Source organism: Rhodopirellula baltica SH 1, assembly GCF_000196115.1.
Taxonomy (GTDB): domain Bacteria; phylum Planctomycetota; class Planctomycetia; order Pirellulales; family Pirellulaceae; genus Rhodopirellula; species Rhodopirellula baltica.
On record NC_005027.1, the window covers coordinates 6217528 to 6240482 of the forward strand.

General features: G+C 55.7%; 26 protein-coding genes and 1 tRNA gene. 9 read left to right on the plus strand and 18 right to left on the minus strand.

What is annotated here, in order from left to right; translation table 11 throughout:
- Positions 1-37 precede the first annotated feature (37 nt).
- The 3 genes from egtD (at position 38) to RB_RS23965 (ending at position 3573) form a co-directional block, all read left to right on the plus strand.
- Positions 38-922: an L-histidine N(alpha)-methyltransferase gene (gene egtD / locus RB_RS23955; RefSeq protein WP_231846516.1), complete on the plus strand. Its 885-nt coding sequence runs from the start codon at positions 38-40 to the stop codon at positions 920-922.
- Positions 915-2174: an ergothioneine biosynthesis protein EgtB gene (gene egtB, locus RB_RS23960; RefSeq protein WP_146537106.1), complete on the plus strand. Its 1260-nt coding sequence runs from the start codon at positions 915-917 to the stop codon at positions 2172-2174. The genes egtD and egtB overlap by 8 nt, the downstream gene beginning before the upstream one ends.
- 61 nt (positions 2175-2235) lie before the next feature.
- Positions 2236-3573, plus strand: coding sequence for an alkyl/aryl-sulfatase (locus tag RB_RS23965; protein ID WP_011123295.1), 1338 nt, complete (start codon positions 2236-2238; stop codon positions 3571-3573).
- Here the strand turns inward: RB_RS23965 and RB_RS28640 are convergent.
- From RB_RS28640 to RB_RS23990, 5 genes are all read right to left on the minus strand, one after another.
- On the minus strand, positions 3540-3701 hold the full coding sequence (locus RB_RS28640; RefSeq protein WP_164922433.1) for a maltose acetyltransferase domain-containing protein: 162 nt from the start codon (positions 3699-3701) through the stop codon (positions 3540-3542). The two genes, RB_RS23965 and RB_RS28640, sit on opposite strands and share 34 nt — an antisense overlap.
- 1 nt (position 3702) lies before the next feature.
- On the minus strand, positions 3703-4302 hold the full coding sequence (locus RB_RS23975) for a CIA30 family protein (RefSeq protein WP_011123297.1): 600 nt from the start codon (positions 4300-4302) through the stop codon (positions 3703-3705).
- A 93-nt stretch (positions 4303-4395) separates the two neighbouring features.
- Positions 4396-4608, minus strand: coding sequence for a tautomerase family protein (locus RB_RS23980; RefSeq protein WP_011123298.1), 213 nt, complete (start codon positions 4606-4608; stop codon positions 4396-4398).
- 17 nt (positions 4609-4625) lie between these two features.
- Positions 4626-4946 (minus strand): DUF1801 domain-containing protein, encoded by a 321-nt coding sequence (locus RB_RS23985; protein ID WP_164922434.1) that lies wholly within the window; start codon positions 4944-4946, stop codon positions 4626-4628.
- An 11-nt stretch (positions 4947-4957) separates the two neighbouring features.
- Entirely contained in the window at positions 4958-5749 is a 792-nt protein-coding gene (locus tag RB_RS23990; RefSeq protein ID WP_164922435.1) for a tRNA-binding protein, read from the minus strand.
- 177 nt (positions 5750-5926) lie between these two features.
- Here RB_RS23990 and RB_RS23995 point away from each other — a divergent pair, with 177 nt between their 5' ends.
- Both RB_RS23995 and RB_RS24000 read left to right on the plus strand, forming a co-directional pair.
- Positions 5927-6760: a PhzF family phenazine biosynthesis protein gene (locus RB_RS23995; protein WP_011123301.1), complete on the plus strand. Its 834-nt coding sequence runs from the start codon at positions 5927-5929 to the stop codon at positions 6758-6760.
- Between the two features lie 78 nt (positions 6761-6838).
- Complete coding sequence (locus RB_RS24000; protein ID WP_164922436.1) at positions 6839-7117, plus strand: TIGR03643 family protein; 279 nt, start codon at positions 6839-6841, stop codon at positions 7115-7117.
- Between the two features lie 63 nt (positions 7118-7180).
- Here the strand turns inward: RB_RS24000 and RB_RS24005 are convergent, their stop codons facing one another.
- The 10 genes from RB_RS24005 to RB_RS24050 form a co-directional block, all read right to left on the minus strand.
- Positions 7181-7804 carry an HD domain-containing protein gene (locus RB_RS24005; protein WP_011123303.1) on the minus strand — a complete coding sequence of 208 codons (624 nt, stop codon included), beginning with the start codon at positions 7802-7804 and terminating at the stop codon, positions 7181-7183.
- On the minus strand, positions 7789-8514 hold the full coding sequence (locus tag RB_RS24010; protein WP_164922437.1) for a DNA alkylation repair protein: 726 nt from the start codon (positions 8512-8514) through the stop codon (positions 7789-7791). The genes RB_RS24005 and RB_RS24010 overlap by 16 nt, the downstream gene beginning before the upstream one ends.
- 1 nt (position 8515) lies before the next feature.
- Positions 8516-8761, minus strand: coding sequence for a hypothetical protein (locus RB_RS24015; protein WP_011123305.1), 246 nt, complete (start codon positions 8759-8761; stop codon positions 8516-8518).
- Positions 8762-8907: 146 nt separating this feature from the next.
- The gene (locus tag RB_RS24020; RefSeq protein ID WP_011123307.1) at positions 8908-9363 is read right to left on the minus strand and encodes a hypothetical protein; all 456 of its coding nucleotides are present in this window, start codon (positions 9361-9363) and stop codon (positions 8908-8910) included.
- Positions 9360-10169, minus strand: a complete 810-nt coding sequence (locus RB_RS24025) for a radical SAM protein (RefSeq protein WP_231845935.1) — start codon at positions 10167-10169, stop codon at positions 9360-9362. The genes RB_RS24020 and RB_RS24025 overlap by 4 nt, the downstream gene beginning before the upstream one ends.
- Entirely contained in the window at positions 10141-11160 is a 1020-nt protein-coding gene (locus RB_RS24030) for a hypothetical protein (protein WP_231846517.1), read from the minus strand. Before RB_RS24030 ends, RB_RS24025 begins: the two co-directional genes overlap by 29 nt.
- Entirely contained in the window at positions 11157-11870 is a 714-nt protein-coding gene (locus RB_RS24035; RefSeq protein ID WP_011123310.1) for a glycosyltransferase, read from the minus strand. The genes RB_RS24030 and RB_RS24035 overlap by 4 nt, the downstream gene beginning before the upstream one ends.
- On the minus strand, positions 11863-12618 hold the full coding sequence (locus RB_RS24040) for a glycosyltransferase family 2 protein (protein WP_231845936.1): 756 nt from the start codon (positions 12616-12618) through the stop codon (positions 11863-11865). Before RB_RS24040 ends, RB_RS24035 begins: the two co-directional genes overlap by 8 nt.
- 5 nt (positions 12619-12623) lie before the next feature.
- Positions 12624-13958: a glycosyltransferase family 25 protein gene (locus RB_RS24045; RefSeq protein WP_164922438.1), complete on the minus strand. Its 1335-nt coding sequence runs from the start codon at positions 13956-13958 to the stop codon at positions 12624-12626.
- Positions 13959-13971: 13 nt separating this feature from the next.
- Positions 13972-14544, minus strand: a complete 573-nt coding sequence (locus tag RB_RS24050; RefSeq protein ID WP_011123313.1) for a hypothetical protein — start codon at positions 14542-14544, stop codon at positions 13972-13974.
- Between RB_RS24050 and RB_RS28395 the strand changes: the two genes are divergently transcribed.
- The 3 genes from RB_RS28395 (at position 14536) to RB_RS24065 (ending at position 16938) form a co-directional block, all read left to right on the plus strand.
- Complete coding sequence (locus tag RB_RS28395) at positions 14536-15189, plus strand: hypothetical protein (protein ID WP_164922439.1); 654 nt, start codon at positions 14536-14538, stop codon at positions 15187-15189. The genes RB_RS24050 and RB_RS28395 overlap by 9 nt on opposite strands.
- Before the next feature lie 24 nt (positions 15190-15213).
- Positions 15214-15939, plus strand: a complete 726-nt coding sequence (locus RB_RS28400; RefSeq protein ID WP_011123316.1) for a hypothetical protein — start codon at positions 15214-15216, stop codon at positions 15937-15939.
- Positions 15940-16392: 453 nt separating this feature from the next.
- The gene (locus RB_RS24065) at positions 16393-16938 is read left to right on the plus strand and encodes a hypothetical protein (RefSeq protein ID WP_231845938.1); all 546 of its coding nucleotides are present in this window, start codon (positions 16393-16395) and stop codon (positions 16936-16938) included.
- 734 nt (positions 16939-17672) lie between these two features.
- Here the strand turns inward: RB_RS24065 and RB_RS24070 are convergent.
- From RB_RS24070 to RB_RS24080, 3 genes are all read right to left on the minus strand, one after another.
- Entirely contained in the window at positions 17673-19415 is a 1743-nt protein-coding gene (locus RB_RS24070; protein ID WP_231845939.1) for a hypothetical protein, read from the minus strand.
- Positions 19416-19500: 85 nt separating this feature from the next.
- Complete coding sequence (locus RB_RS24075) at positions 19501-20106, minus strand: nitroreductase family protein (RefSeq protein WP_011123320.1); 606 nt, start codon at positions 20104-20106, stop codon at positions 19501-19503.
- Between the two features lie 375 nt (positions 20107-20481).
- A tRNA-Met gene (locus tag RB_RS24080) sits at positions 20482-20555 on the minus strand.
- Positions 20556-20783: 228 nt separating this feature from the next.
- Here RB_RS24080 and RB_RS24085 point away from each other — a divergent pair.
- Complete coding sequence (locus RB_RS24085; protein ID WP_231845940.1) at positions 20784-22664, plus strand: prenyltransferase/squalene oxidase repeat-containing protein; 1881 nt, start codon at positions 20784-20786, stop codon at positions 22662-22664.
- The last annotated feature ends 291 nt before the right edge of the window (positions 22665-22955 follow it).

Sequence of the window (22955 nt, forward strand, 5' to 3'; positions counted from 1 at the left end):
CGACGTCATCGAAGGACTTCAGAAACCGAAAAAAACGCTGCCTTGCAAATACTTCTATGATGGTGCCGGATCAAGACTGTTTGATGAGATCTGCGAACTCGACGAGTACTATCTGACGCGAACGGAACTCGCCATCACGAGTGAAAACGCAGACGCGATCGCACACCAAATTGATCGGCGTGTTATGCTGATTGAATTCGGCAGCGGCAGTTCGATCAAGACTCGAATTCTGCTGGATGCACTGATTGATCCGGTGGCCTACGTGCCAGTCGACGTTTCAGAAGAACATCTTTTGATGACAGCCGACGACTTGCGTTCAAGCTATCCTGGAATTGAGATTTGTCCTGTGGTCGCCGACTTTACGAAACCGTTTTCGCTGCCGACAGCCAAGGCCCCCTATTCGCACGTGGCCCTCTATTTCCCGGGATCGACGATTGGCAACTACACGCCGGAAGAGGCAGCAGGACTTCTCGCGTCGATCGCCAAATTGCTTGGCCCCCAAGGTGGGTTGCTGATTGGCATTGATCTTCAAAAAGATGTGTCCACCATTGTCGCTGCCTACGATGATTCTCAAGGCGTTACCGCAAAATTCAACTTGAATTTATTGGAGCGTATCAACCGTGAGCTAAATGGTGATTTCGTCTTGCCCAACTTTCAGCACAAAGCGATCTACAACTCGACGGATCATCGCATCGAAATTTCGATTGTCAGTCTTGTGGATCAAAACGTGATGGTCGGAGACACAGTCGTTAATTTTGCGAAAGGCGAGAAGATTCTGACCGAGTATTCGCACAAGTATAGCATCGAGGGTTTCGCCGAACTGGCTAGGCCGCATGGTTTCAGCTTGCACCAACAGTGGACGGACAGCGAAGGCCTGTTCGGCTTGCTGCATCTTGTGCCAGACGGAGCGGCAGATGAATGAGAACGCTGCGGATTCGAGCTTGAGCAAACAATTCGAGAGTGTTCGGCGGTTTACCGATCGCATCACGGCGTCGCTTTCGCCGGAAGACTGCATGGTGCAGTCGATGGAGGATGCGAGCCCAGTGCGTTGGCATCTCGCACACGGGACATGGTTCTTTGAAACGTTCGTACTGAAACAAGAAGCGGACTACACGGTATTTGACAAGCACTTTTCCTATCTGTTTAACTCCTATTACAACGCGATTGGCGAGCAATTCCCCCGACCCAACCGGGGAACGATCTCGCGGCCTGGACTTGATTGCATTCGGGAGTATCGCCGTTACGTTGATCGGGAGTTGCTCAGCCGATTGCAATCGCCCGACTTCGTTGCTCGGCATGCTGAAACGATCACCGTAGGTTTGAACCACGAACAACAGCATCAGGAGTTGATCCTTACGGACATCAAGAATGCGTTGGCGTCCAATCCGATGTTGCCCGTGTATGAAGACCGCGAGTTTGCGCCGTCAAATGGGACGACGGATTCGTGGGCAGAGATCACCGATGGCAAATACGACGTCGGACACGATGGAGATGGGTTTTGTTTCGACAATGAACTGCCTCGTCACACGGTATTTCTTCCGGCATTTCGTATCTCGTTGAATTTGACGACCTGTGGACAGTTCATTGAGTTCATCAACGATGGGGGATACGAGCGACCGGAGTTATGGCTCTCACTCGGCTGGAACGCGGTCAAGGAACGGAGTTGGAACGCACCGCTCTACTGGATGCGCCGAGATGGTCGATGGATGCAATTCACATTGGCAGGGCTTACGCCGGTCGATCCCGATTGGCCCATCTGTCATGTCAGCTATTTTGAGGCGGATGCGTTCGCACGATGGGCTGGCAAACGACTCCCCACCGAATTTGAATGGGAGGTCGCATGTCGAAGTCTCACCGAGACGCGTGCAGAAGCTAATACGGGCCAATTCGCTGACAAGTTGTTCGCAGGCGGCTACGCCATTCACCCGACGTTGTCATCGGGTGGATTTTTTGGTTCCGTTTGGCAGTGGACTGCGAGTAGCTATCAAGCCTATCCCGGTTACCGCCCACCGCCCGGTGCGATCGGCGAGTACAACGGAAAGTTCATGTGCAATCAATACGTCCTGCGTGGAGGAAGCGTGGCAACGTCGCAGTCGCATATTCGCGACACATACCGAAACTTTTTCCCAGCGGACGCACGCTGGCAGTTCTCCGGCTTCCGCTTGGCAGAATAGCCGGAGATCGCCGAGCCACGAATTCAACGACGCGTTTAACCCATCAACAGAGAGAACCAAAATGAACCGACTCTTCCTTCCATTGATCCTGCTGCTCGTAGCGGCCCCCGTTTTTGCACAAGACAATGCTGCGACCAGAAAGCTGACGCAACAATCGAAACAGTTTGAAGAACAAATCGTCAAAGTCGCCGATAAAGTCCACGTCGCAGTCGGATTCAGTCCGGCGAACGTTTCGATGATCGTTGGTGACGATGGCGTTGTCATTGTCGATACGGGAATGACGCGAGACGACGCCGATCGCATCGTGGCGGAGTTTCGCAAGATCACCGACAAACCGGTCAAGGCGATCATCTTCACGCACTCACATGGTGACCATACCGGCGGTGTGACTTCGTTTCTTGGAGCAGAGCGACCGCAAATCTGGGCTCACAACAACTTCGGAAGCGAATACCGTCCATTGACGGATGCCGGTGTTACGTTTCAATCAGTCCGAGCAGCAAGGCAAGCTGGATTCAAGTTGCCACCGGAGCAACGGATCAACAACGGCGTCGCCCCGGTTCGATACCCCAAGAGCGGCGGCCACGCGTTCGCGTCAGGTGCGGAGTCGAAACCGTCACACTTTCTCGAAGGAGATCGGCAGACGATCAACGTGGCCGGAGTTGAACTTGAACTCGTGTCAGCACCCGGTGAGACCAACGACGAACTGTTCGTCTGGTATCCGGCTGGCAAAGTACTCTTCGCTGGCGACAATTTCTACCGATCGTTTCCAAACTTGTACGCGATTCGAGGGACTCCCAACCGTAGCGTTCGCCTGTGGGCCGACAGCCTCACTAATATGTCTGCCAACAATGCGGTCGCCTTGGTCGGTGGCCACACCAAACCGATTGTCGGAGCAGACGAAGTCAAACAAGTCCTCGGCGATTACCGTGATGCCGTTCAGTTCATCCACGACAAAACCGTCGAGGGAATGAACAAGGGACTCACGCCCGATGAACTGGTCGAGTACGTGCAACTTCCCGAAAACCTCGCCAGCAAGGATTACTTGCAACCGTTCTACGGACATCCCGAGTGGGGAGTACGAAGCGTTTTCAATGGTTACCTCGGCTGGTTCGACGGCAATCCTTCCAATTTGTTTCGTCTCTCACCAAAAGCAGAAGCAGAACGTGTTGCGAAACTTGCCGGAGGAGTAGGCAATCTAATGGAGTCCGCCCACGATGCGCTGGCCGCCGACGATAACCAATGGGCCGCACAACTCGCCGATCACCTGCTTGCAATCAACCCGGACGACAAAAACGCGAAGCAAGTCAAGGCGAACGCACTAACCAATCTCGCCAGCACCATGGTCAACGCAACCGCTCGCAACTACTACCTCACCGTCGCCCGCGAGCTAAGGGAGTAGCCAGCTTTGTCCGATTCGCCGTTGTTCAACACATGCAGTGACTTCCGGACGTGCAGACGCTCGTTCGTCAGATCGCGGTCCGCGGGATCGCAAGGTTGACCGGCGAGCATCTTTTGCTTTTCACTCATCTCACTCAACCACGATCGAGTCAACCAAGATCTCAAACGGCCCTGGCTTCTTGTCACCGAGCAAGATGCCGACGGAATGAACTTGGCTGGGCGTCAGCTTCATGTTGGGCATGGGTCGGCCGTAGGAATGAGCGACGAACTTATCGACGGGGAGTTTGACCTCGGTCCACTGACCGGCTTTCGTGTCGAACTCCAATTGATACGAGAACGCGGTGCGGCGATCGGGAGTGTAGAGGTTGAATGTGTAGCGTCGTCCGTCACCTTTGACTCGTAACATGATCGTCTCGCCGGGATCGAGGCCCAGTGAGCCGTTGGGTCGGGACCGCACCGAAGCAAACCCGCCATTGTTCTCGAGCGAAAGGTTGCCGGTGAACCGCATCGCATTGGTTTCACCCTTCGATTCGCCGCCAGCGTCCACGCTCACGATCGACGCTTGGCTACTCGATCGACCGCCCATGACACCGTCGTTGACGATCTGCCATTTATCCGTGTCACTGGACTGAGTGAAATCGAACAGGCTAGTCATGGTTTGGGCATGAACGGAGGTGGATAGCACTGCGACGATCGCGCCAAAGCAACAGAGGCGGACGAATGGGAGCATGGTTTTGGCTCGGTTTGCTGGGACTGTGGTTTAATAGAACTGTAGTCGGGTAGCAAACGCCGCTGACCCGTTATCCGCGAATCGCCGGCTCAATCACTGCTGCTGCGATTGCTGTTGCCGTTTCCACTCGTCAGTCAGCATTCCAGCATATCCCCAATCCTCGTCGTCCACTTCCTGGATGACGATATGAATGTATTCAGGTTTCTTGCCGAGTTCTTCGACCAAAGCGTCGGTCATACGGCGGACCAATCGCGATTTATGCTCGCGAGTGGCACCCTTGGTGATCTGAACATTGATGTAAGGCATTGGAGAACTTTGCTCGGCTAAAGTTTGATGGCGGCTTTGCAGAAACGCTTGACGACGTTCGCATCGACATCGTCCGTGCTCTTATACGTCAGGTGGCGACGGAACTTCCCGCCGCCTTCGAGCAACCCATCGGGATCGTCGAGCGAAGCCCCATGAGCGAACGACAACTGCACATGAGCCTTGTATGGGAACACACCGCAGAACTGCCCTTCCTTTTCATCCGGCTTCAACGTGTAAAGCGTGCCACCATATTTCGCGACCTTCGACGCCTTCGGAACCGCCGCCATCACGAGCGAATCGAGCAGGTTTATCAGGTTCTCTTTCTCTGCTTCAGTCATGATGTATCTCGTCACGCAAGCTTTGCACCATTGGGGATCGACTTGTCAGGGATCGCAAGGATGACCGATCCGTCATCGCGATAGAATCCCACGATCAGGAACTCGGACATGAACGTACCGATCTGCTTCGGCGGAATATTCACCACGCCGATGATCTGGCGGCCAACCAGTTCGTCTTTGCTGTAGTTCACGGTGATCTGAGCACTCGTGCGTTTCGTGCCCAGTTCCGACCCGAAGTCAGCCGTGACCTTGTATGCGGGCTTGCGCGCCTTGGGCAGATTCGCGACTGCCGTGATCGTGCCCGCTCGCATGTCGAGGTTCTCAAACGCCTGCCACGGCGTCACGCCGGCTTGCATCCCCAGTTCGGCTAAACACAAAGCAATCACTTCTTCCGCACGTCGCTCCCGAGTCTCCACCCGCTTCGCCGACGAGACGCGATGGCATTGAGCACGTCGTTTGCCCGCGGTCCACTTCTCCCAGGCCGACATCGCAGCATCGTTCGCTTCGAGTGCAAACTGCAGTTCCTTCGGCACAACGACGGCTTCGGAGTCCGCGATGTCGAAGCTGACACTTGCCGTATCGCCGGGTGCGATGCCACACAACTTTTGCAGTTTCTTCGACACCATGAAGCACCACTTGCCCTTGTCGGGCATCAAGCCGCACTCAATGCGAATGCCGTTGATTTCGCCGTCGATCCGCAGACGCTTCGACTTTCCGAAGTCCAACTGCGAGACAATGTGCTTCGGCAAGTAGACCAGCGTCTCAGTGATCTTGACGTCGAAGTTGTAGGGATAGTCACTCATGGTGCACAAAAACCGCAGGCAATAAACTGTTTAACGGTGATTCTAGTCAACGCACACAGTTTGAATAATCCCCACAGTGAACCAGCAAGCGATCAACTCAGTCACATGTAGTTTGAAGCACACGCCGAATGCTTCATCGCCAATTACGTCAAAACCGAAATCCGAACCGAGAATTGAATGAACTCTTCCGACGGCATCCCCATCTGGCAGGTCGACGCGTTTGCCGATCGGCCCTTCACCGGCAACCCGGCTGCCGTTTGCATTTTGGAACGCTATCCGAGCGATGAGTGGATGCAAAACGTCGCCATGGAAATGAACTTATCGGAAACCGCGTTCGTGGTGCCGACCGATGACGCAGGCAGTTTCCACCTTCGCTGGTTCACGCCCGCCACCGAAGTCGACTTGTGCGGTCACGCGACCCTCGCCGCGGCACACACTTTGATCGAACAAGCATGTGTCGAGGCTGGTCAGCCGATTCGTTTTCAAACGCGAAGCGGCGAACTGGTCTGCACACCATCCGATTCGCGGATCACACTCAACTTTCCAGCGACTCCGCCCAGCGACGATGTCGATCCGACAGTTGCCGAGCAAACACGCGGCGCGTTGGGAATCCGCGAAGCGACCGTTTTACGGAGCAAGTACGACCTGCTGGTGATTGTCGAAGATGCGAGCATCGTCGAATCGCTTCGGCCGAACTTCAACACGATCGCGGACATCGACACTCGCGGGGTGATGGTGTCGGCCGCCGGCGGATCGAACGGCACCGACTTTGTTTCCCGTTTCTTCGCACCTCAATGCGGGATCAATGAAGACCCCGTCACCGGTTCGGCCCACTGCTGCTTGGCACCGTACTGGGCGGCTCGACTTGGGAAGACGTCGGTGGTTGGCTACCAAGCCTCATCTCGCGGCGGCACGGTGAACTGCGAAGTCGCAGGGGGTCGCGTTCACCTAGCGGGCACTGCGGTAACAGTTCTCGAAGGTCGACTGCTGAGCGAACCGGCTGAAGGATGAGGGCTGAATGAATGATTCGCCGGGTCAATACAATGCAGACGAGAATTCATCCTTCAGCCCTTATCCTTCATTCCTTCGATGACCGATCCCCAAGACAACGAACTTACGCGAGGCGAGATCGACCGCATCATCATGATGGCTTGGGAGGATCGCACGAGCTTCGACGCGATCCGTACCCAGTTCGGTCTTTCACCCGGAGACGTCATCAAGCTGATGCGATCCGAGATGACGGCGAACTCGTTCAAAATGTGGCGAAAGCGAACGCAAGGCCGAACGACCAAGCACGAAGCCAAGTTTGCAAAAACCGACTCTGGCAACGAGCAACGTCGGTTCCGAGCCAAGTCGCAGCGTGGCTGATGGAAGGAGGAGGGATGAAGGCTGAATACTCCCTTTTCAAATTCATCCTTCATCCCTCCGCCTTCATCCTTTCAACTCACCGTACTCAAGCAAGAACTGATTCAAGAACGTTCGCATGAACGCCTCGCGGTCCCCCGCCATACGCCGGCCAGCGTCGGTGTTCATCAACGACTTCAGCTTAAAAAGCTTTTCGTGAAAGTGCCCGACACCTGTCTTCGCGTCACCGGCGTCAGGCAAATAGAATGGTTGCCCAAATGCCGAGCCATATTCGATCGTCCGTACGATCCCGATCGCTCCGAGTGCGTCCAGGCGATCCGCGTCTTGCACGATCTTGCCTTCCAGCGATAGCGGTTTCGCAGAGTCTCCTTTGCGAAACGAAATGTTGTCGACGATATGAGCGACATGCTCGATCAAATCGAAGTCCGCACCCAGGCCGCTTAGAATTTCACGGGCGAACTCGGCACTCCGCTCCACACCTTCATGGAACTTCGCATCGCCGACGTCGTGCAGCAAAGCCGCCAATTCAACGATCTGCAAATCGCCGCCGACTTCTGATTGAATCGCACGCGCAGACACCAGCACCCGAAGCACATGTTCCATGCCATGACCGGCAGCCTGTCCGTCCATGCGTTCGCGGACGATGGCTTCGACTTTCTCAACAAGCTCCTTGGTCACTGGTTCATCCATTTCGTTCGGTCGTCCCTCGACAACTTTTCAATTGAGTAACGAAGCATAGTTCGTGGCATCGTCTTGGCATGCTTCTTCAAGAACTTTTCCAATCGAGACTGATCGCGTTTCCCCATCTCGCGAAGCATCCATCCAATCGCCTTGTTCATCAGATCGTGCCCATCGTCCATCAGACGCTCGGCAAGCTCGACGATTTCCTCGAACTCGTCGTTCTTTATGAGCGAGAGAGTCGCTAACACCGCAACGCGTCGCTCCCACAACACCTCGCTCGTCGCCAACCGATCGAGAACGATTCGTTCATCGTAGTTTTCAACCAGCCAGGCCCCGAGAATCTTTGGAGCCGTCGAATCAACGACGTCCCAATTGTTCACCGCAGCCAGGTTCGCCAAGTAGAAGTCCACAATCTCGCGGCATTCAAAATCACGATGAGGATTTTTCGGCTTTGCCGCCTGCTCATACTGACCTACCAGAATCAGCATTCCCGTCAGCCGACACTCATGCCATGGCGACGCAAACAGTTTTACAAGCTCATCCCGCGACAAATCACGAAACTGCCGAGCCACCTTCCGCTGGTCCGGCACCACGCAACCGAGAAACCGATCGCCCTCGCCGTACCCGCCGGGCACCGCCTGGAAGAACCCAGGCAAAAACGCAGCCTTATCTTCGCGAGCCACCTCACGAAGCGCTGATAGAACCTGCTTCGCCGTCATCTTAGCGACGCCGAGTACCTGCACGCTTCAGACCTTTGGCGACGAAGTCGAACGCGTCGGCTGGCTTGTAGTCTTCGAGAACGTCGAAAAAGCACGCCAGCACTCGCTTGGTCTCAGCGACATTGATTTTCACGCCGTCTGTATCTGCTTTCCGGGCGACTTCATTGTAGATGTCGTTGAGCGTTGACGCCTTCTTCTTGGCAGGCGTTTTCTTGACGGCTGCTTTGGTTGCTTTCTTCTTGGCCACTTCGTGTCTCCATGTTGAAATGAAACGTTTTGTTACGAAGTGCTAGTTGTACATTCCCTCCGACAAATCGAATACCGGCGGTGCCAAACGACACAAGCCAGCATGATGCTGGCTTGTGTGTAGAAGGTTTGACGTGAATACGATTTTCAATCGTCATACAATCCTGGATAGCTGGGCCAGTCATCTCCCCAATCGCCGGGATGAACGACGGGATAGTCGGGCATACCCGGATAGGCTTCGCCGGGGTGACCTGGCGGAAGGTTGTCTGGCGCAGAGTAGCCGGGCGGAACATGATAGGGATGATCCGGCGGCAGTCGCGGCCAGACGTGAATTGGCGGCGGTGACTCGATCACGACCGGTTCTTCAGGTGGAGGCGGCCAAGGGCAATCGTCCGGCCACCATGGCGGACGTGGGCCGGGATCGGGCGTTCCAGGCGGATAGTCGTCGGGCCACACTGGCGGAGGCGGCAAAGGCGGCGGCGTGAGAATGATCGGACCGTCGTCTTCCTCCTCGGGATCGTAGGGCGACTCGCTGCCGGGCGGATCAAACGGTGGGACGAATGGATAGGGCGGCATTTCGGGATAGTCGGAAGGATACGTCATTGCAGGGCACTCCGTTGCAGAGGATTGGGATGGGAGAACGCGGTGCGTTTGCTGGGACACAAGCTGCACTGCGGGATGGCTTTGGTTTCGAGGAAGGTTTGCAATTCAGCGTCAGTGGCTTCGTGCGAACACGCTTGGTAGTCGCGGAAGAGTTGCCACTGCGGCAAATCATGCAGGCTCAGTTTGGATTCGAGCTTGGCGAAGTAGGCCAGTGCGGGGCATTTCCAAAGTTTGCCTTCATATAGCTGCGTGCAAGTTTTCTGCATACAGACTTTGAATGCGGCGTCGGGCTGGGAGTTGAACGGCATCGGTTTGCCATTGGCCACCTTGTATTGCCGCATCCAGCCGCGGTGCGACTGTCGAATTTTGATTCGGACGCCGGGGAACTGTTCTCGCCAGCGCCAAACGAGGTGTTTGACTTCACGAAAGCGTTTGACATATTCGTCGTGTGTTCCGTGCTGGCTGACTTCGAGACGGCAGTTCGTTTCGACGAGTACTTTTGGTAGCTCGGGAAACCGATGCAAAAAGAACCCGTTGGTCACCAGCATCAAGTCGCTGTCCCAATGCTGCCTAGCCAGCTTGATGTGTTGCAAAATCGCGGGATTCAACAGAGGCTCCCCGCCGAGCAACGCAAACCAAGTCGGCTTCAGACGATGCGACCATTTCTGGTAGTCGGCATCGGCTTGCTCGATCGTGGGCATCGCACCGGGCAAATGATGGTCGCTGTAGTGGCTGCATTGCTGGCAGGACAGATTGCAACCGTGCGCCAGGTGATACTCAAGTGCCGGCAAGTTGTGGCGTTGCATTGGCGTCCTCCTTAACGCGAAGTCGAAAGCGTCGAGCGTTGACGCCAAGCTGCAGAAGAAAGCGGGTTAGCACCAAGTGCGACGAACCGGTTTCGGTATGACTGAGCATTCGTCGATCCAATCGGCATGGCTCGTCTGACCATTGACCTTTGACAATCAAATCTGGATAAACGGCCAGAATGTTTGCGGCGAGTTGCGGAGTGAAGATCGGGCCGATGTCGTATTGGGCCGGCGGATCATCTCGCCACTGCTGAATCAGTTCCTGTGTTTGACTGTTCCCAGGAAATGGCAGCTCCGGTGGATCAAGCCGTTGCCAACGACAGGCATCAATGTGAGCTTTTGACGGACCAACAAAATGGTAGACGTAGGATTGCATCACCGGATTGATGGCCCAGGCGGGCGAGTAGACCATGCTGACGTTGAAATCGGGCGGCAAGAATCTGATGTAGCCAGGATGGTCGTTGTAGAGCTGATTGACGATCAACGATTCGTCGGTGGCCTGATCGCTTGCACCCCACGTCGGAATCAAATGCCGGATGATGCGAGCGAACATCGGCCCATACATTTCCGAGCCGTACAGATAGAGTCCCCCGTTGGGATGCAGCCATGTAGGTGCCGGACGCACACCGCATCGCCTGGCCCAAATCTCTTGTGCCCGCTGCTGCCAACCGCCATTGTCGATGCGATTGTTTGCTGACTGACGCTCGGCAACCATTCCGAACTGCTGTGGCGTCAGCAAATCAAACGGCGAAGGGCAGTCCGATCGGATCAACATGTCGTTGTCGAGTTGCAGTACGTGCGCCGGCCCGGCTTTTTGATGCACGTGACCGCAGGCAAACATCTTCTGCCAGAACGGATGCACAGTTTGAAGGTGCTCGCCAATCCATAGCACCTCCGCACCCCATCGTTTCGCGGCAGCCTCAAAGCTTTCCCGCACGTTCTGCGTTGCTCGCCGAGGAGGCAAGTCGAGAACTGCAATCACTCGCTTCATTTCCATACGACTTTCTCCAATCCGTGTTTGTCCAATCCGGCCTTTAAGAACTCCGGTCGCCGTCGCTGATATCCTGGCGGGTCAACGTGCTCATGTTTGAATGAGTGATTAAGATCGACGGCGACGTTCATACCGGCGATCTTTGCTCGCCAAAAGAAGTCCCAATGTTCTTCGACCTTGAGTGACTCGTCCCAGCGGATCGCTTGCAGAATGTCGCGATAGGCAACAAAGCAGTTGCCGACGTAATGGCACCAGCGTACGGAGCGATGTTGTCGATAATTGCCGAATGCAATGCGGAGCGTCTTTCCATCGACACGCAACATTCGAGGACGTTCGTCGTTGTTACTGAGCGCCGCAAGCAAATCGAGGTCGTGATGCTTATTGAGCGTCGCGATCAACTCAGGAAGACGCGTTTGATTCGTGACGAGATGATCGTCATCGGCGAAGATAACGATCGGCGTGTCGCCGGCGTCGAGCAACCGATTGCGACCGGCAGACAATCCGATGTCGTAGGGAGTGATGATGACCTTGTCGACCATCCCCGCTTCATCGGGGCATACGGCCGAAAATCTCAGCTCGGGTTTTCCATCGTCGAGGACGTGGATCAGCGGACGGTCGTCGCCATAGTGGTCGTGAATGCTGCGAACGAGTGCGGCGCAGCAATGGGGGCGATGAATCGTCTTGATACAGAAGGTGGCTTGATTACGCACGGACGATTTGACCTCCTGGATATCGCAAGGAATGGAAACCGTGTTTACGAAGTCCCATCGCACGGAACTTCGATCGCCCACGCAGATCGCGGTATCCAGTGCCGGCAACATGGGCGTGGACGACGGAACAATCGGTGGCGACCGCGATTTGCAGATTGGCGAGGTGACTTGCACGGTAGAAGAATTCCCAGTGTTCATAGGTCTTCAGGGCTTCGTCCCAACGGAGCGTCGCGATTGTTTCCTTGCGAGCGAGAAACGCGTTGCTGACCATGTCGCACCAGGCTACGGTGCCGACACGTTTCTTTTCACCGCGGTGCATCCAGATGCGCTTTCCGTTCATCAGCGGCGAAAGCATCGTGGGTCGACCGCCTCCACCTTGTCGGACGGCGAGAATGTCGAGTTCGTGCGTCGTGAAGTACTCGCAAACGCGGTCGATTTGAAAATCCGCCGTGACGACGTGATCGTCGTCGAGCAGAAAGATGTACTCGGTCTGCGCAGCATCGATCGCCGCATTGCGTCCGACTCCGACGCCCACATCGTGCCGATCGAGATTGATGAACGTGCAATGCTTGGCAGTTTCGGGATACTTCTCGCTGAAACGAAGCTCGGGTTGACCGTCGTCGACAACGACGATGGTCGGCTCGGCGATGTGTTCGCGCAGCGATTTGACAAGGCGATGGCAGGACCAAGGTCGGTGAATCGTCTTGATGCAGAACGTGATGTCTGTGGTGGAAATACTTTTCGCCATGATGCTCACCCAAACTTCCGGAGATCAGGATTGACGTGTTCGATCGCCGACTGGATTTCATCCTGGGTCGGCGTGATGCCGAGGAACTCAACCAAGTTGCCAATCACTTCCTCGGGATACGTCACCAACTCAGCGAACTCGATCCGGAATACCGGCACGTCGGGATGGTCCGAGATGAAGTTGTCTCGGTGGTCGCGGAGACTGCGCTGCAGAACCTCGCACTCCTCATCGTTCGCCGCGAACCATTGGCCACGATGTTTCTCGCTCCGGTTCTGCAGCGATCGAATCGACGCTTCGATGTCTCGTTCGACGGAGATGATTCGCAGTGAATCGCCCAGTCCGGCGTGAAGGTGATTCACGAACCGACACAAGTGCGGATACTTCGCTCCAGAGACAGTCTTGTCGCGATTGGCTTCCGATTTGCGACTGACGATCCACGACTTGAGCATTTGAGTCAGTTGGTCGTCGCTGACATTCGGGTCCGTCGCAGGGAAACGCATCACCTTTTCGCAAAGCTGTGCCAGCCCGACTGCCTCGCCGCCTCCGGTCGCTTCGTAGCCACCAAGCTGGTTCCCCATGTGAACGCCGAGATGGTGCATGACCATCGCAACACACGATGTGCCAGCGCGGTGCGGGCCAAGCACGGCAAAGAACGGTGCGTCGGAGTGATCCGCGTTTTTGGCATCGTTGAAGAACCGCGTTTGACTCCATTTTCGACCGCAGATGTTGGACTTTGTCGGCAGTTGACCAACGAGCCAGCGATCGGGCGTGTAAACCGCGATGGATTCCTTTTGGATGTTCTTTCCTTGCACGAGTGCTTGGTAGCGACGTTGGATCAATCGACCAAGGTGGTGGTCGATGTGATGCTTGGTATGCCAATCGTTCCAAGTCAAATGGCGATACAGCGTCTTCATCGCCTCGCGTCCTCGCACCATGAACGCGTGCGTGCGATTCACGTTGTAGGGACGATAGACGTGTTCGCTAACTTTGTGAGGCGGGTTCTTGCCGGCATAAAGGTGTTGGCCGCCGAGATACGCCATGCCCCAGTCGGCCGGCAGTTCCGCGATGAATTCCTGCAACCGCTCGCAGAAGTCGTCGCCAAATCCAGCGTCGTCTTCAAATACGACATACGAGTCGATGTGTTCGAGTAGGCACTTTTCGAGAATCAACAAATGTGATCGGTAACATCCCCACGCGCCGTTGCCGGCACGCCACTGTGGCGGTGTTGCGACGCGACGCCCGTCGATTGCGGCGAAACGCTCGGGCTCCGGGAACGGCCACGGATCGGGTAGTTGCCGCATCCATTCTTGCATTCGATCATCGCGGCGATCGAGATTCATCAAGAAGCAGCGTTCAACGATCGAATTCGTCCTCCGGATCGTCTTGGTCTGGTTCGGGTGCCCCTTCGGGGAACTTTCGCTCGTACTTGCGGATGGCAGTGTTGACGAGACTGCGGGCGACTGTTGCTGTAAACCTTCCATGCGGGAGTCCTCTTGCGTGGGCTTCTTCGAGTAACCAATCGACGATCGTGTCAATGTTTCGGCGGCAACCTTCTGCACCCCAGTCGTTCATCGTGTCGACACGGGTTTCGCAGTTGCACGTTTCGCTCGGCTTGGCAAACCAAGCGATCATCTTTTTGAGTTCGTTGCCGGGGCCGGGCCGGTAGCTGCTCATCTTCAGCGTCGCCGGCATCGGGTCTTCGTCCGGCATGTAGTTGCGAAGCAGTGCTTCTAACTCGGTGACGTCTTGTTTGCGTCGCTTCTTGTTGACCAATGCCATGCCGATCGTGACGACGTTGATCGCGCACGGGTTGTCGTTGTTCTGGCACGCGTTACAGGCGGTCGGCGTGGTTTGCACCCGACAGCCGGCGAGTTGGCATGCCACTTCGCATTGGTTGTCGGGCGTTAGATGTGGGCAATGCATCATGCTGTCATCCCCGCTACTGCTCCATCGAACGAACCGGACGAACTGGGTGGGTCGCCAGGGTCTTCACAATCGCTGCTCACCAATTCCCAACCGCACGACCAAATCCATGTGCTGTTGCAAGGCTCGCTCGATCCGCTGCTGTCTTCGGAAGGTTCCTCGGTTGAATCGCTTTCGCTCGGACGGTCGGAACCGTCGCTGCTATCGGATGCACTCTCGCTCGGACGGTCGGAACCATCGCTGGGTGGGTCTGAGTCGGAAGTTGAGTCGTTGCTTTCGGAAGGTTGGTTGCTGTCGCTTCCAGATGAATCACCGACACTCGGATCGTCGCTCGCACTTGGCCGATCGCTGTCGGAGCCTTCCGATCCTGATCTGCTCGTGGACAGCGATGCTGAATCGGAACCCGAACCACTTGATGACGTTGGCGCGCTGGTGGAGTCATCGCTCCGCGAATCACTTTCAGAATCCGATGTGCTCGTTGATCGCGAATCGGAGTCCGATCCGCTTCCGCTATCTGATTCGGATGCACTTACGCTGCCTGATCCTGAGTCACTGCCTGAATTGGATCCGCTTCCCGATGCAGAACCACTTTGGCTCCCACTGGCGGAGGCACTGTCCGAGTACGATGCCGAAGCACTCGCTGAGTAGCTTTGCGAGTCCGAACTTCGGTCGATGCTTGATTCGCTTTGGGAATCGCTACCTGAATCGCTGACCGACTGCGATGTTGAATCGGATTGCGACTGGGATTCCGATTCGGAATCACTCGACTCAGAATCGCTATCGCTGCTTGTCGACGAATTCCAACTGTACGAAGGCAAGCTCTCTGAGTCTGACTCGCTTCGTGATCGACTTTCGGATGTGCTCGATTCTGACTGGCTCGATTCTGAATTCGATGATTCGCTGGTTGATGATGCACTCTCGGATGTGGACGATTGCGAACTGCTGACGGATGGCGTGCTGGCGGATTCGCTTGATTGCGAGGTGGACGAATCGCTCGACGAACCGGAATCGCTTGATTGCGATTCACTCGACGACGAATCACTCGCCGATGAACTGGACCCAGACACGCTTGGCAGACTGACCGACGCGCTGGAATCATTCGATTCGCTTGTGGATGAGTCGCTGGACTGGGAATTGGACGAACTGTTTGACGAATCACTCGATGCGGACGACGATCCTGCGGAGCTTGATGATCCGCTGATGCTGGGCAGACTGATCGAATCGCTAGAGTCACTGGATTCGCTGTTCGATGAATCGCTCGATTGTGAGTTTGACGAGCTGTCTGACGAATCACTCGATGCGGACGACCCGTCGGAGCTTGATGAACCACTGATACTTGGCAGACTGGTCGAATCGCTCGAGTCACTCGAATCGCTGTTGGATGAATCGCTTGATTGAGAATTCGACGAACTGTCTGATGAACCGCTCGATGAAGACGAGGAACCGTCGGAGCTGGATGAACTGCTTACGCTCGGCAGACTTGTCGATGTGCTTGAATCGCTGCTGTCCGAGGAATCGCTCGATTGACTACTGCTGACGCTGCTTGATGAAGACGTTGAACTGTCGCTTGAATCGCTGCTGCTGGACGCGGACGAACTATGAGAAGAATCGCTACTGTCGGATGACGACGAGTTTGAGGATGAATCGCTGCTCGAAGATGACTTCGATGAAGACGACGAACTGCCGGAACTGCTGCTCGATGACGAACCACTGCTTGATGAGGACGATGGGCTGCCGGACGACGAGGAAGACGATCCGCTACTTGAGGAACTAGAACCGGATGAGCTGCTACTGGAAGATGACAGAGAACTGCTGGAACTGGACGACATGCTCGATGAGCTCGAACCGCTCATGCTCGAACTACTCGACGAGCCACTGCTACTTGATGAACTTCCCGAAGACGAGGATGACGAAGGCGACGAAGAAGAACTGCTGGACGATGAATCGCTGCTAGAACTGCTGCTGGAACCCGCCACCGGCGGGCTCTTTTGGAGGATGATAAAGAGCACAATGAAAACAGCAGTTCAAATCGCATCGGGGACAATGTTGGCGACAACCATTGGATTGTTGGCCATGCTATTGGTCGGGCTGATGTCATGGCCACCGGCTAGAGGCGTGAGCGGAATCGCGATCGGCTTGATCACATCGACCATGTTTGCATTGCTGTTGCGTAAGAAGCTTGGCCAGCCAATTTCGATCGTCGCCAGCGGAATCGGAGCGATCGTCGCGTGCTTCTTCGCGATTTCGACCGCAGAGATCCTTCCGCCAGGAAGCTTGCAGTGGTTTTTCCAAGGCGGCCTCTACGGCGCTGCCTTCGGTGTCCCCGTTGCCGCGATACTGTCGCCGCTGGCATTGATGGAACGTCGCCGCGTCAATGACGATTCAGTTTCAAACTGAAGTGTGAACGTTCACTGGAGAAGGCGTCTGCATACAAACGGTCGCTTCTTCGCTCGTTCGAGTGTCTGACTGTGCGATGGCTAGGCTTGCCGTCCCGGTGGCTGAACGACGTTGAGCATTACGAACTTCTCCAATGGCGATTGATCTCGGAGAAGATGGAATCGGCACTTTGATCGACGCAGTTAAGTTCGACGACAAGAAGCTTCGACCAGTGGTAGCGTCCGCCTGGTCGCGAGTGGCGATTCCATTCTCGGAGCAGCTTGGACGTCGCTCGCTTATGGATCAAAAGACGATTTCCTGACTGGCGTACGTGCGAAACATCACACCACTTGAATGAGCGACGAAGCCATGCGTGGTAGCCTTGAACGCCTTCATCAGTGATCACGATTGCGGTGGGGTCGACGGCCAGCCTGACTGCGCTGAGTAATGCCTCAGCCAGAGACATTCCGAACAACGCGAGCAAAATGTAGCTCATTACACTTCGTTCCCATGGTCCTGGAATGGTACCTCCCTTTCCGAGTGGAAAGTTGAACCACACGGCATCTGTTTGAATGGCGGCTAACGGAATTCCGAATAGCAGCAACAGTGGCGCGTGCGTGCGAAACAACACCCATCCGCTCGATACGACGGAGGCGACGAATGGATTTTCTTTGGCATGGCGATCGAAAGGATCGGTCGCGGGAAGATTCAATGGTTCGAGGGACATGGCGAGTGGTTTGTCAGAGCGATGGCGGTTAGATCTCGGCTTGAATGCGTTGCAGCCGATCGCGGATTTGAGTCTTGGTTCGGGTGATCTGCTGCTGGCTTGAATTGGGAAAGAACGGCAAGTCATCGACGGAAGCTCCCATCCGTGCCAAAGTTAGTCGCCACGCTTGCACATCATTGAAACCGGACGTGATCGGTGACGGACGCTGCAAAATCAGAGTGCTGATCTTCGCGGCATCCTGTTTTGCGGCTGGCCCGAGTAACGCGTAAGCGTCTCGAATCCCTTCCACCATCGCGCGTCGTTGGCTCCAGGTCTCTTTGGTCGCAACGTGATCGAGCGCGTCGCTCAAAAGGGGCATTGCACGCCCGGCATCGAGGTCAGCAAGCCTTGAAAGAAACAGCCCGGCCTGTTCGTAGAGTTCGGGCCTTGTCCAAATAGCTAGGTGAGCTGGATCGGGTTTGGCGAACGTGCCCGGTGGCATCAACGATAAGTCACTCGCCAACAGCGATCGTTCTTTTTCGGTCGCATCATCGAACGCAATCCGTCGTGCGTAGGCGGTGCTGAGTTCGATTGGCGTTTTGCCCTTGGAAAAGACGCTCTCGATCGGACCGGCGATGTCTTTCACTCGCTGGTCACCGACAACGCGGGCGATCAATGGATAATCGCCCTGGGCCGCGTCGAAGAAAAAGAGCGAGAGCCAGCGTCTCGCTAATTCCAGCCTCGCCGGACTCGCGTCGGGATCGTCGATCGCACGTTGGACTTCCCGGCGCAAGCGTTCGCGGGTGTCATCAAGCTCGGTGAGAAGTGGCACCTCGAGGGCTTCCAACAACGTCGGTTCCAAATTGATTCGCTGGTCCGACGACTTCCAATCACTTCCGCCGATACCAAACGATGCGTTAGAGATCGTTCCAATACCCGTTTGAACATCAAAGCCGAAGTAGAAGAGGTTGCCAGGAACGAAGTGTCGAACTTCACTCCTGCGAAATTGAACGTCATTGCCGGCGCGGGCGATCTCGACTCGTTCGATTCGTGGACTTTCTTTGCTGTGGGTTGAAACCAAACGCACGATCCAATCTGCTTCGTCGTTGGGTGTTGGCTTTACCTCAACAATTCGCTCCCCACCGGCAAGGCGCAACGCCCAATCGGCTTCGAGCGATTTCTCAACCTTCAGCAACTCATTCCCGTTCACTTGTCGCATGAGCCCTGGATGTTTGCGAATCAATTGACCAGGGTTCGACGGGAATACTCCTGGTTCCGCATCTGCATCAGTGCGGACCAAAGCGAACGCCGCGACGGAAGGATCGCGTTTGCGGCCAGTCAGGCCGGTGCGTTCGATGGTGACACTTTCCACCCCCGGTATATCTAAAAGCATCGTGCATAGGTAATCACATTCGGGCGAACGATGGAGTTCGCCGTTCTCGACGTACACGTTTCCGCTCAAGATGATTGGTTCACCAGGAAGAACGTCGGGTGAGACTTCCGCGTGGAACTCGGATATTGCTGACCAGCGACTTGGTTGCATGACCAACCAGCCCAGTCCGAGTGCAAGAAAGATCGCGATTGGAAACGCGGCCCAACCGATTTTGGCTGGTAACATCCGATGAATACCGAGCGTGGTCGCAAGATAGACAAACACGGTGGGAGCCGTGAGAAGCACCAATCCTGGAACAATGAGTGCCAAGAAGCCAAACACGACCAGCATCGGGCAACAGAGCGACACGGCAGCCGTGACGCCTGTGAGGATTAGAACAATGTTACGGAATTTACGCATGCTGGATTCAAGATGTGACGTTCGGCGCATATCTACCGCGGCGACGACCGCAGGTCGATGAAGCTTAGGTCACGATTTGAACCCGCTAAAACCCATTGTCGACGGTGACTTCATCGAGCGTCAGTTGCCCAGGCTTCGGCCAAGCTTCTTTGGTGCCTTTGCCGATGGCGACCATTGGTCCCATGACGTGGTCGTCGGGGAGGTTGATCAGTTTGGCGACCTCTTCGATGTCGAAGCCGATCATCGGGCAGGATTGGTAGCCCATGCCTTGGGCGGCCAACATCATGGTTTGCATCGTCAAGCCAATCGACCGTTGGGCTTCGTCGCGTTGGAGCCACTCGCGGCCTTCGTGGAATGGTCCCATCCAGTTGACCAACATTTCGGCAACTTCCTTCGGTGCATTCGCAAAGTATCGCGACGGCTCTTTCTGCCATGCCTTCATGTCGGCGGTGAACAGAACCAGCAGCGAGGCGTCCGTCATCTGGGGTTGGTCGTTGCCAAAGTCTTTTCGGATTTTCGCTCGGAGCTCGGGATCACGCAGGATGACGAACCGCCAGTGCTGGATGTTGAAGCTGGTCGGAGCCTGAATCGTGGTTTCGAGCAGCTCTTTTTCCTCGGCGGCCGTCATTTTGTGTTCAGCGTCGAAGTGCTTGATCGCTCGGCGGTTGAAGATGGCGTCTTTGACTTGCATATCGGATGTCTCGAAGGTGAGTTGAGATTTTTGGACTCGAGGAAAATGGTTTTGTATCGGACGTCTGCGGCTAGGGCGATTCTAGGAACGTTGACCACTTTCTCCGGATAGCACTCCGGGACTTCATAACCTGGAGGTCAAATAGTACAGAGACAACAGAGACCTTTGGCCGAGATCGCCCCAGAGACTGTTTCGCCGGCGGCCCGATAGTACTTTCCCAGAGACACTTGGAGAGATCTCTGCCGACGGACCGATGACGTAAGTCCTTGCCCCGTCTGCGGTAAAGCACGAAAAAAGCCGGCGTCAGTCACGAAGACCAACGTCGGCTGATTCGATAACCCGGCGGTCGGATTAAACCGACATGCCAGATTGAAGTTGCGGGAGCCGGATTTGAACCGACGACCTCGAGGTTATGAGCCTCGCGAGCTACCGGGCTGCTCCATCCCGCGGTATGTGAGACGTTGAATCGTCCGCCAAGGTTCGATTTCTGCAGCGAAAATTCGCGAAAAAATCACTTCGTGGCGGCGTCGCAACGATGGAAGAACTATCGACCACGGATTGTGATTCGTCAAGCGGCTGTTCGCATTGTTGCGGAGATTTTCGTTTTTTGGCCAGAGATTCGCTATGTTGGCCTAGACTAGTACGTTGTGCGCCGGCTCCGCCAAGTCTTTTCGAGTATGAATCTTCCCCCCAATACGACCGCTGCCGATTCGTCGGATGCCATGGATTCCTCGGGGACGTTCTCTTCTGGCCCAGCCCATTCCTCGGGCCCACCTGTTCCGCCGCCTCCCATCGCTCCGCCACCACCGGACACGAACGTGGCGAAGGACTCGGGGCGGGATCCGGTCCCTCAACCGCCACCGGCTCCACCTCGAGCAACGTTGCCTCCGGTCCAGCCGCCCAGTCCAAAGGCAGCGACGGCCCAACCACCAAGTTTGACCAACGGAGATGGAGCGACCAACGCTTCGGTTCCAGACGCGCCCCAGCCAGCAAGATCGCGGAAGCCGAAGCAGCCGGCTCGTGGTGCAAAGATCGCCGCAGCGAATCAGACCGAAAACGCAGAGTTCGTTGCCGTCGAAGTGTCGCCATCAACGCCGCCCAAATCACGATGGCGGACGGAGGTTCGTGCTGAGCCAAAGGATGAAACGGAATCCGATCAAGAGGACGAGTTGGCTCCGGTCAAACGTTCGGTGCCCGCTTGGTTGGTGAGCATGGTGTTTCACTTGGTCGTGTTGTTGGTGCTGGCATTGTTGACCACGCCCGTTGGCGAGGGCATCGGCAGTATGGTGCTGGAGTTCGGCGAAGCCACCGAGTCGGAAAACTTTGAGCTGGAGAATGTGAACATCCAAAGCTCGGATTCGATCGTGGATTCGACCAGCGACTTAGACAGTGAGATGGTTGTCGACACTGACATTCAGTCGTTGATGGACACCATCGAGTTGCCATCGGAGACGTTGAAAACTTTGGAGATGGTCCAGGTCGAATCCGGTGTCGGCCCAGCGAGTGATGCGGTCAAGCCAATGTTTGGCGGTCGCTCGGGAGCGATGAAAAGTGCACTGATCGCCGCTTATGGTGGCACTCAAGAGACGTTGAACGCGGTCGAACGTGGTTTGCAGTGGCTCGCGAAAAATCAGGAACGATCAGGATCATGGAGCATGGCAGGGCCCTACTCCGATGCCGCACCGTTCTCTGAAAATCGATGTGCCGCCACCGCGATGGCGATGCTGGCGTTCCAGGGTGATGGCAACACGCATCTTGTAGGACCCTACGCCAAGAACGTCGAACGTGGACTTCGAACGTTGCTCAAAGGCCAACGCCGCGATGGATTTTTGGCGACCAATGTTCGAGGAGATGACCAACAAGCCTACGGGCATGCTCAAGCGACAATTGCGTTGTGTGAACTCTTTGCGATGACTGATGACTCGGCTCTTCGCGGTCCGGCACAAGCGGCCGTTGACTACTGCGTGAACGCACAGTCGGCAGCGGGCGGTTGGCGTTATCGGCCTCGACTGGATTCCGATTTGTCGGTGACGGGATGGTATGTCATGGCTCTGACGAGCGCCGAATCGGCTGGTTTGGAAGTTCCCGCTTCGACACTGCGAATGGCCAACACGTACTTGGACACGGTTCAGATGTACGACGGTTCTTCGTACAGCTACCAACCCAATCGTCCGGCCAGCTATGCGATGACGGCGGAAGGGTTGTTGTGCCGGCAGTACCTGGGGTGGCCGCAAGACGAAGAAGCGTTGACGCAAGGCATCAACGACTTGGTCCATGGCGGAATGTTGGATCCCAACAACCCCAATGTTTATTACTGGTACTACGCAACTCAGGCGATGCACCACTACGGCGGGGAACCCTGGCAAAAATGGAATGGCGTGATGCGAGTCGAGCTGCCTCGATTGCAACTCAAACGCGGTGCCGAGTCGGGCAGTTGGTCGCCTCAGGCCGATGAATGGGGCCGCCGGGCAGGACGTCTGTATGTGACGTGCTTGTCGATCTATTGCTTGGAAGTCTATTACCGACATTTGCCTTTGTACGACAAACACGGCAAGTGATTCGAAGGTCGCTTCGCGTGAGCTGCTGATTCGGCGGAATCATCGGATCACGATTTGCCCTCGGGAGCTGGGGTTTAGGGGTTGGCGTGCTTTCTGGCTGGGCTGAGGTCGTGCCGTTTTTTCGGTGACACGTTCGAGTAACTTTCTGCAACCAGAACCTCTCCCCAAACGAATTTTCTGGGGAGAGTAACACGCGCCACTTCCCATGCCCGGCCCTCACCCTCGCGTACGCCTGAACGGCGTCGCTCGACCTCTCCCCAAACTTCGTTTCGGGAGAGGTGCGCCATGTGG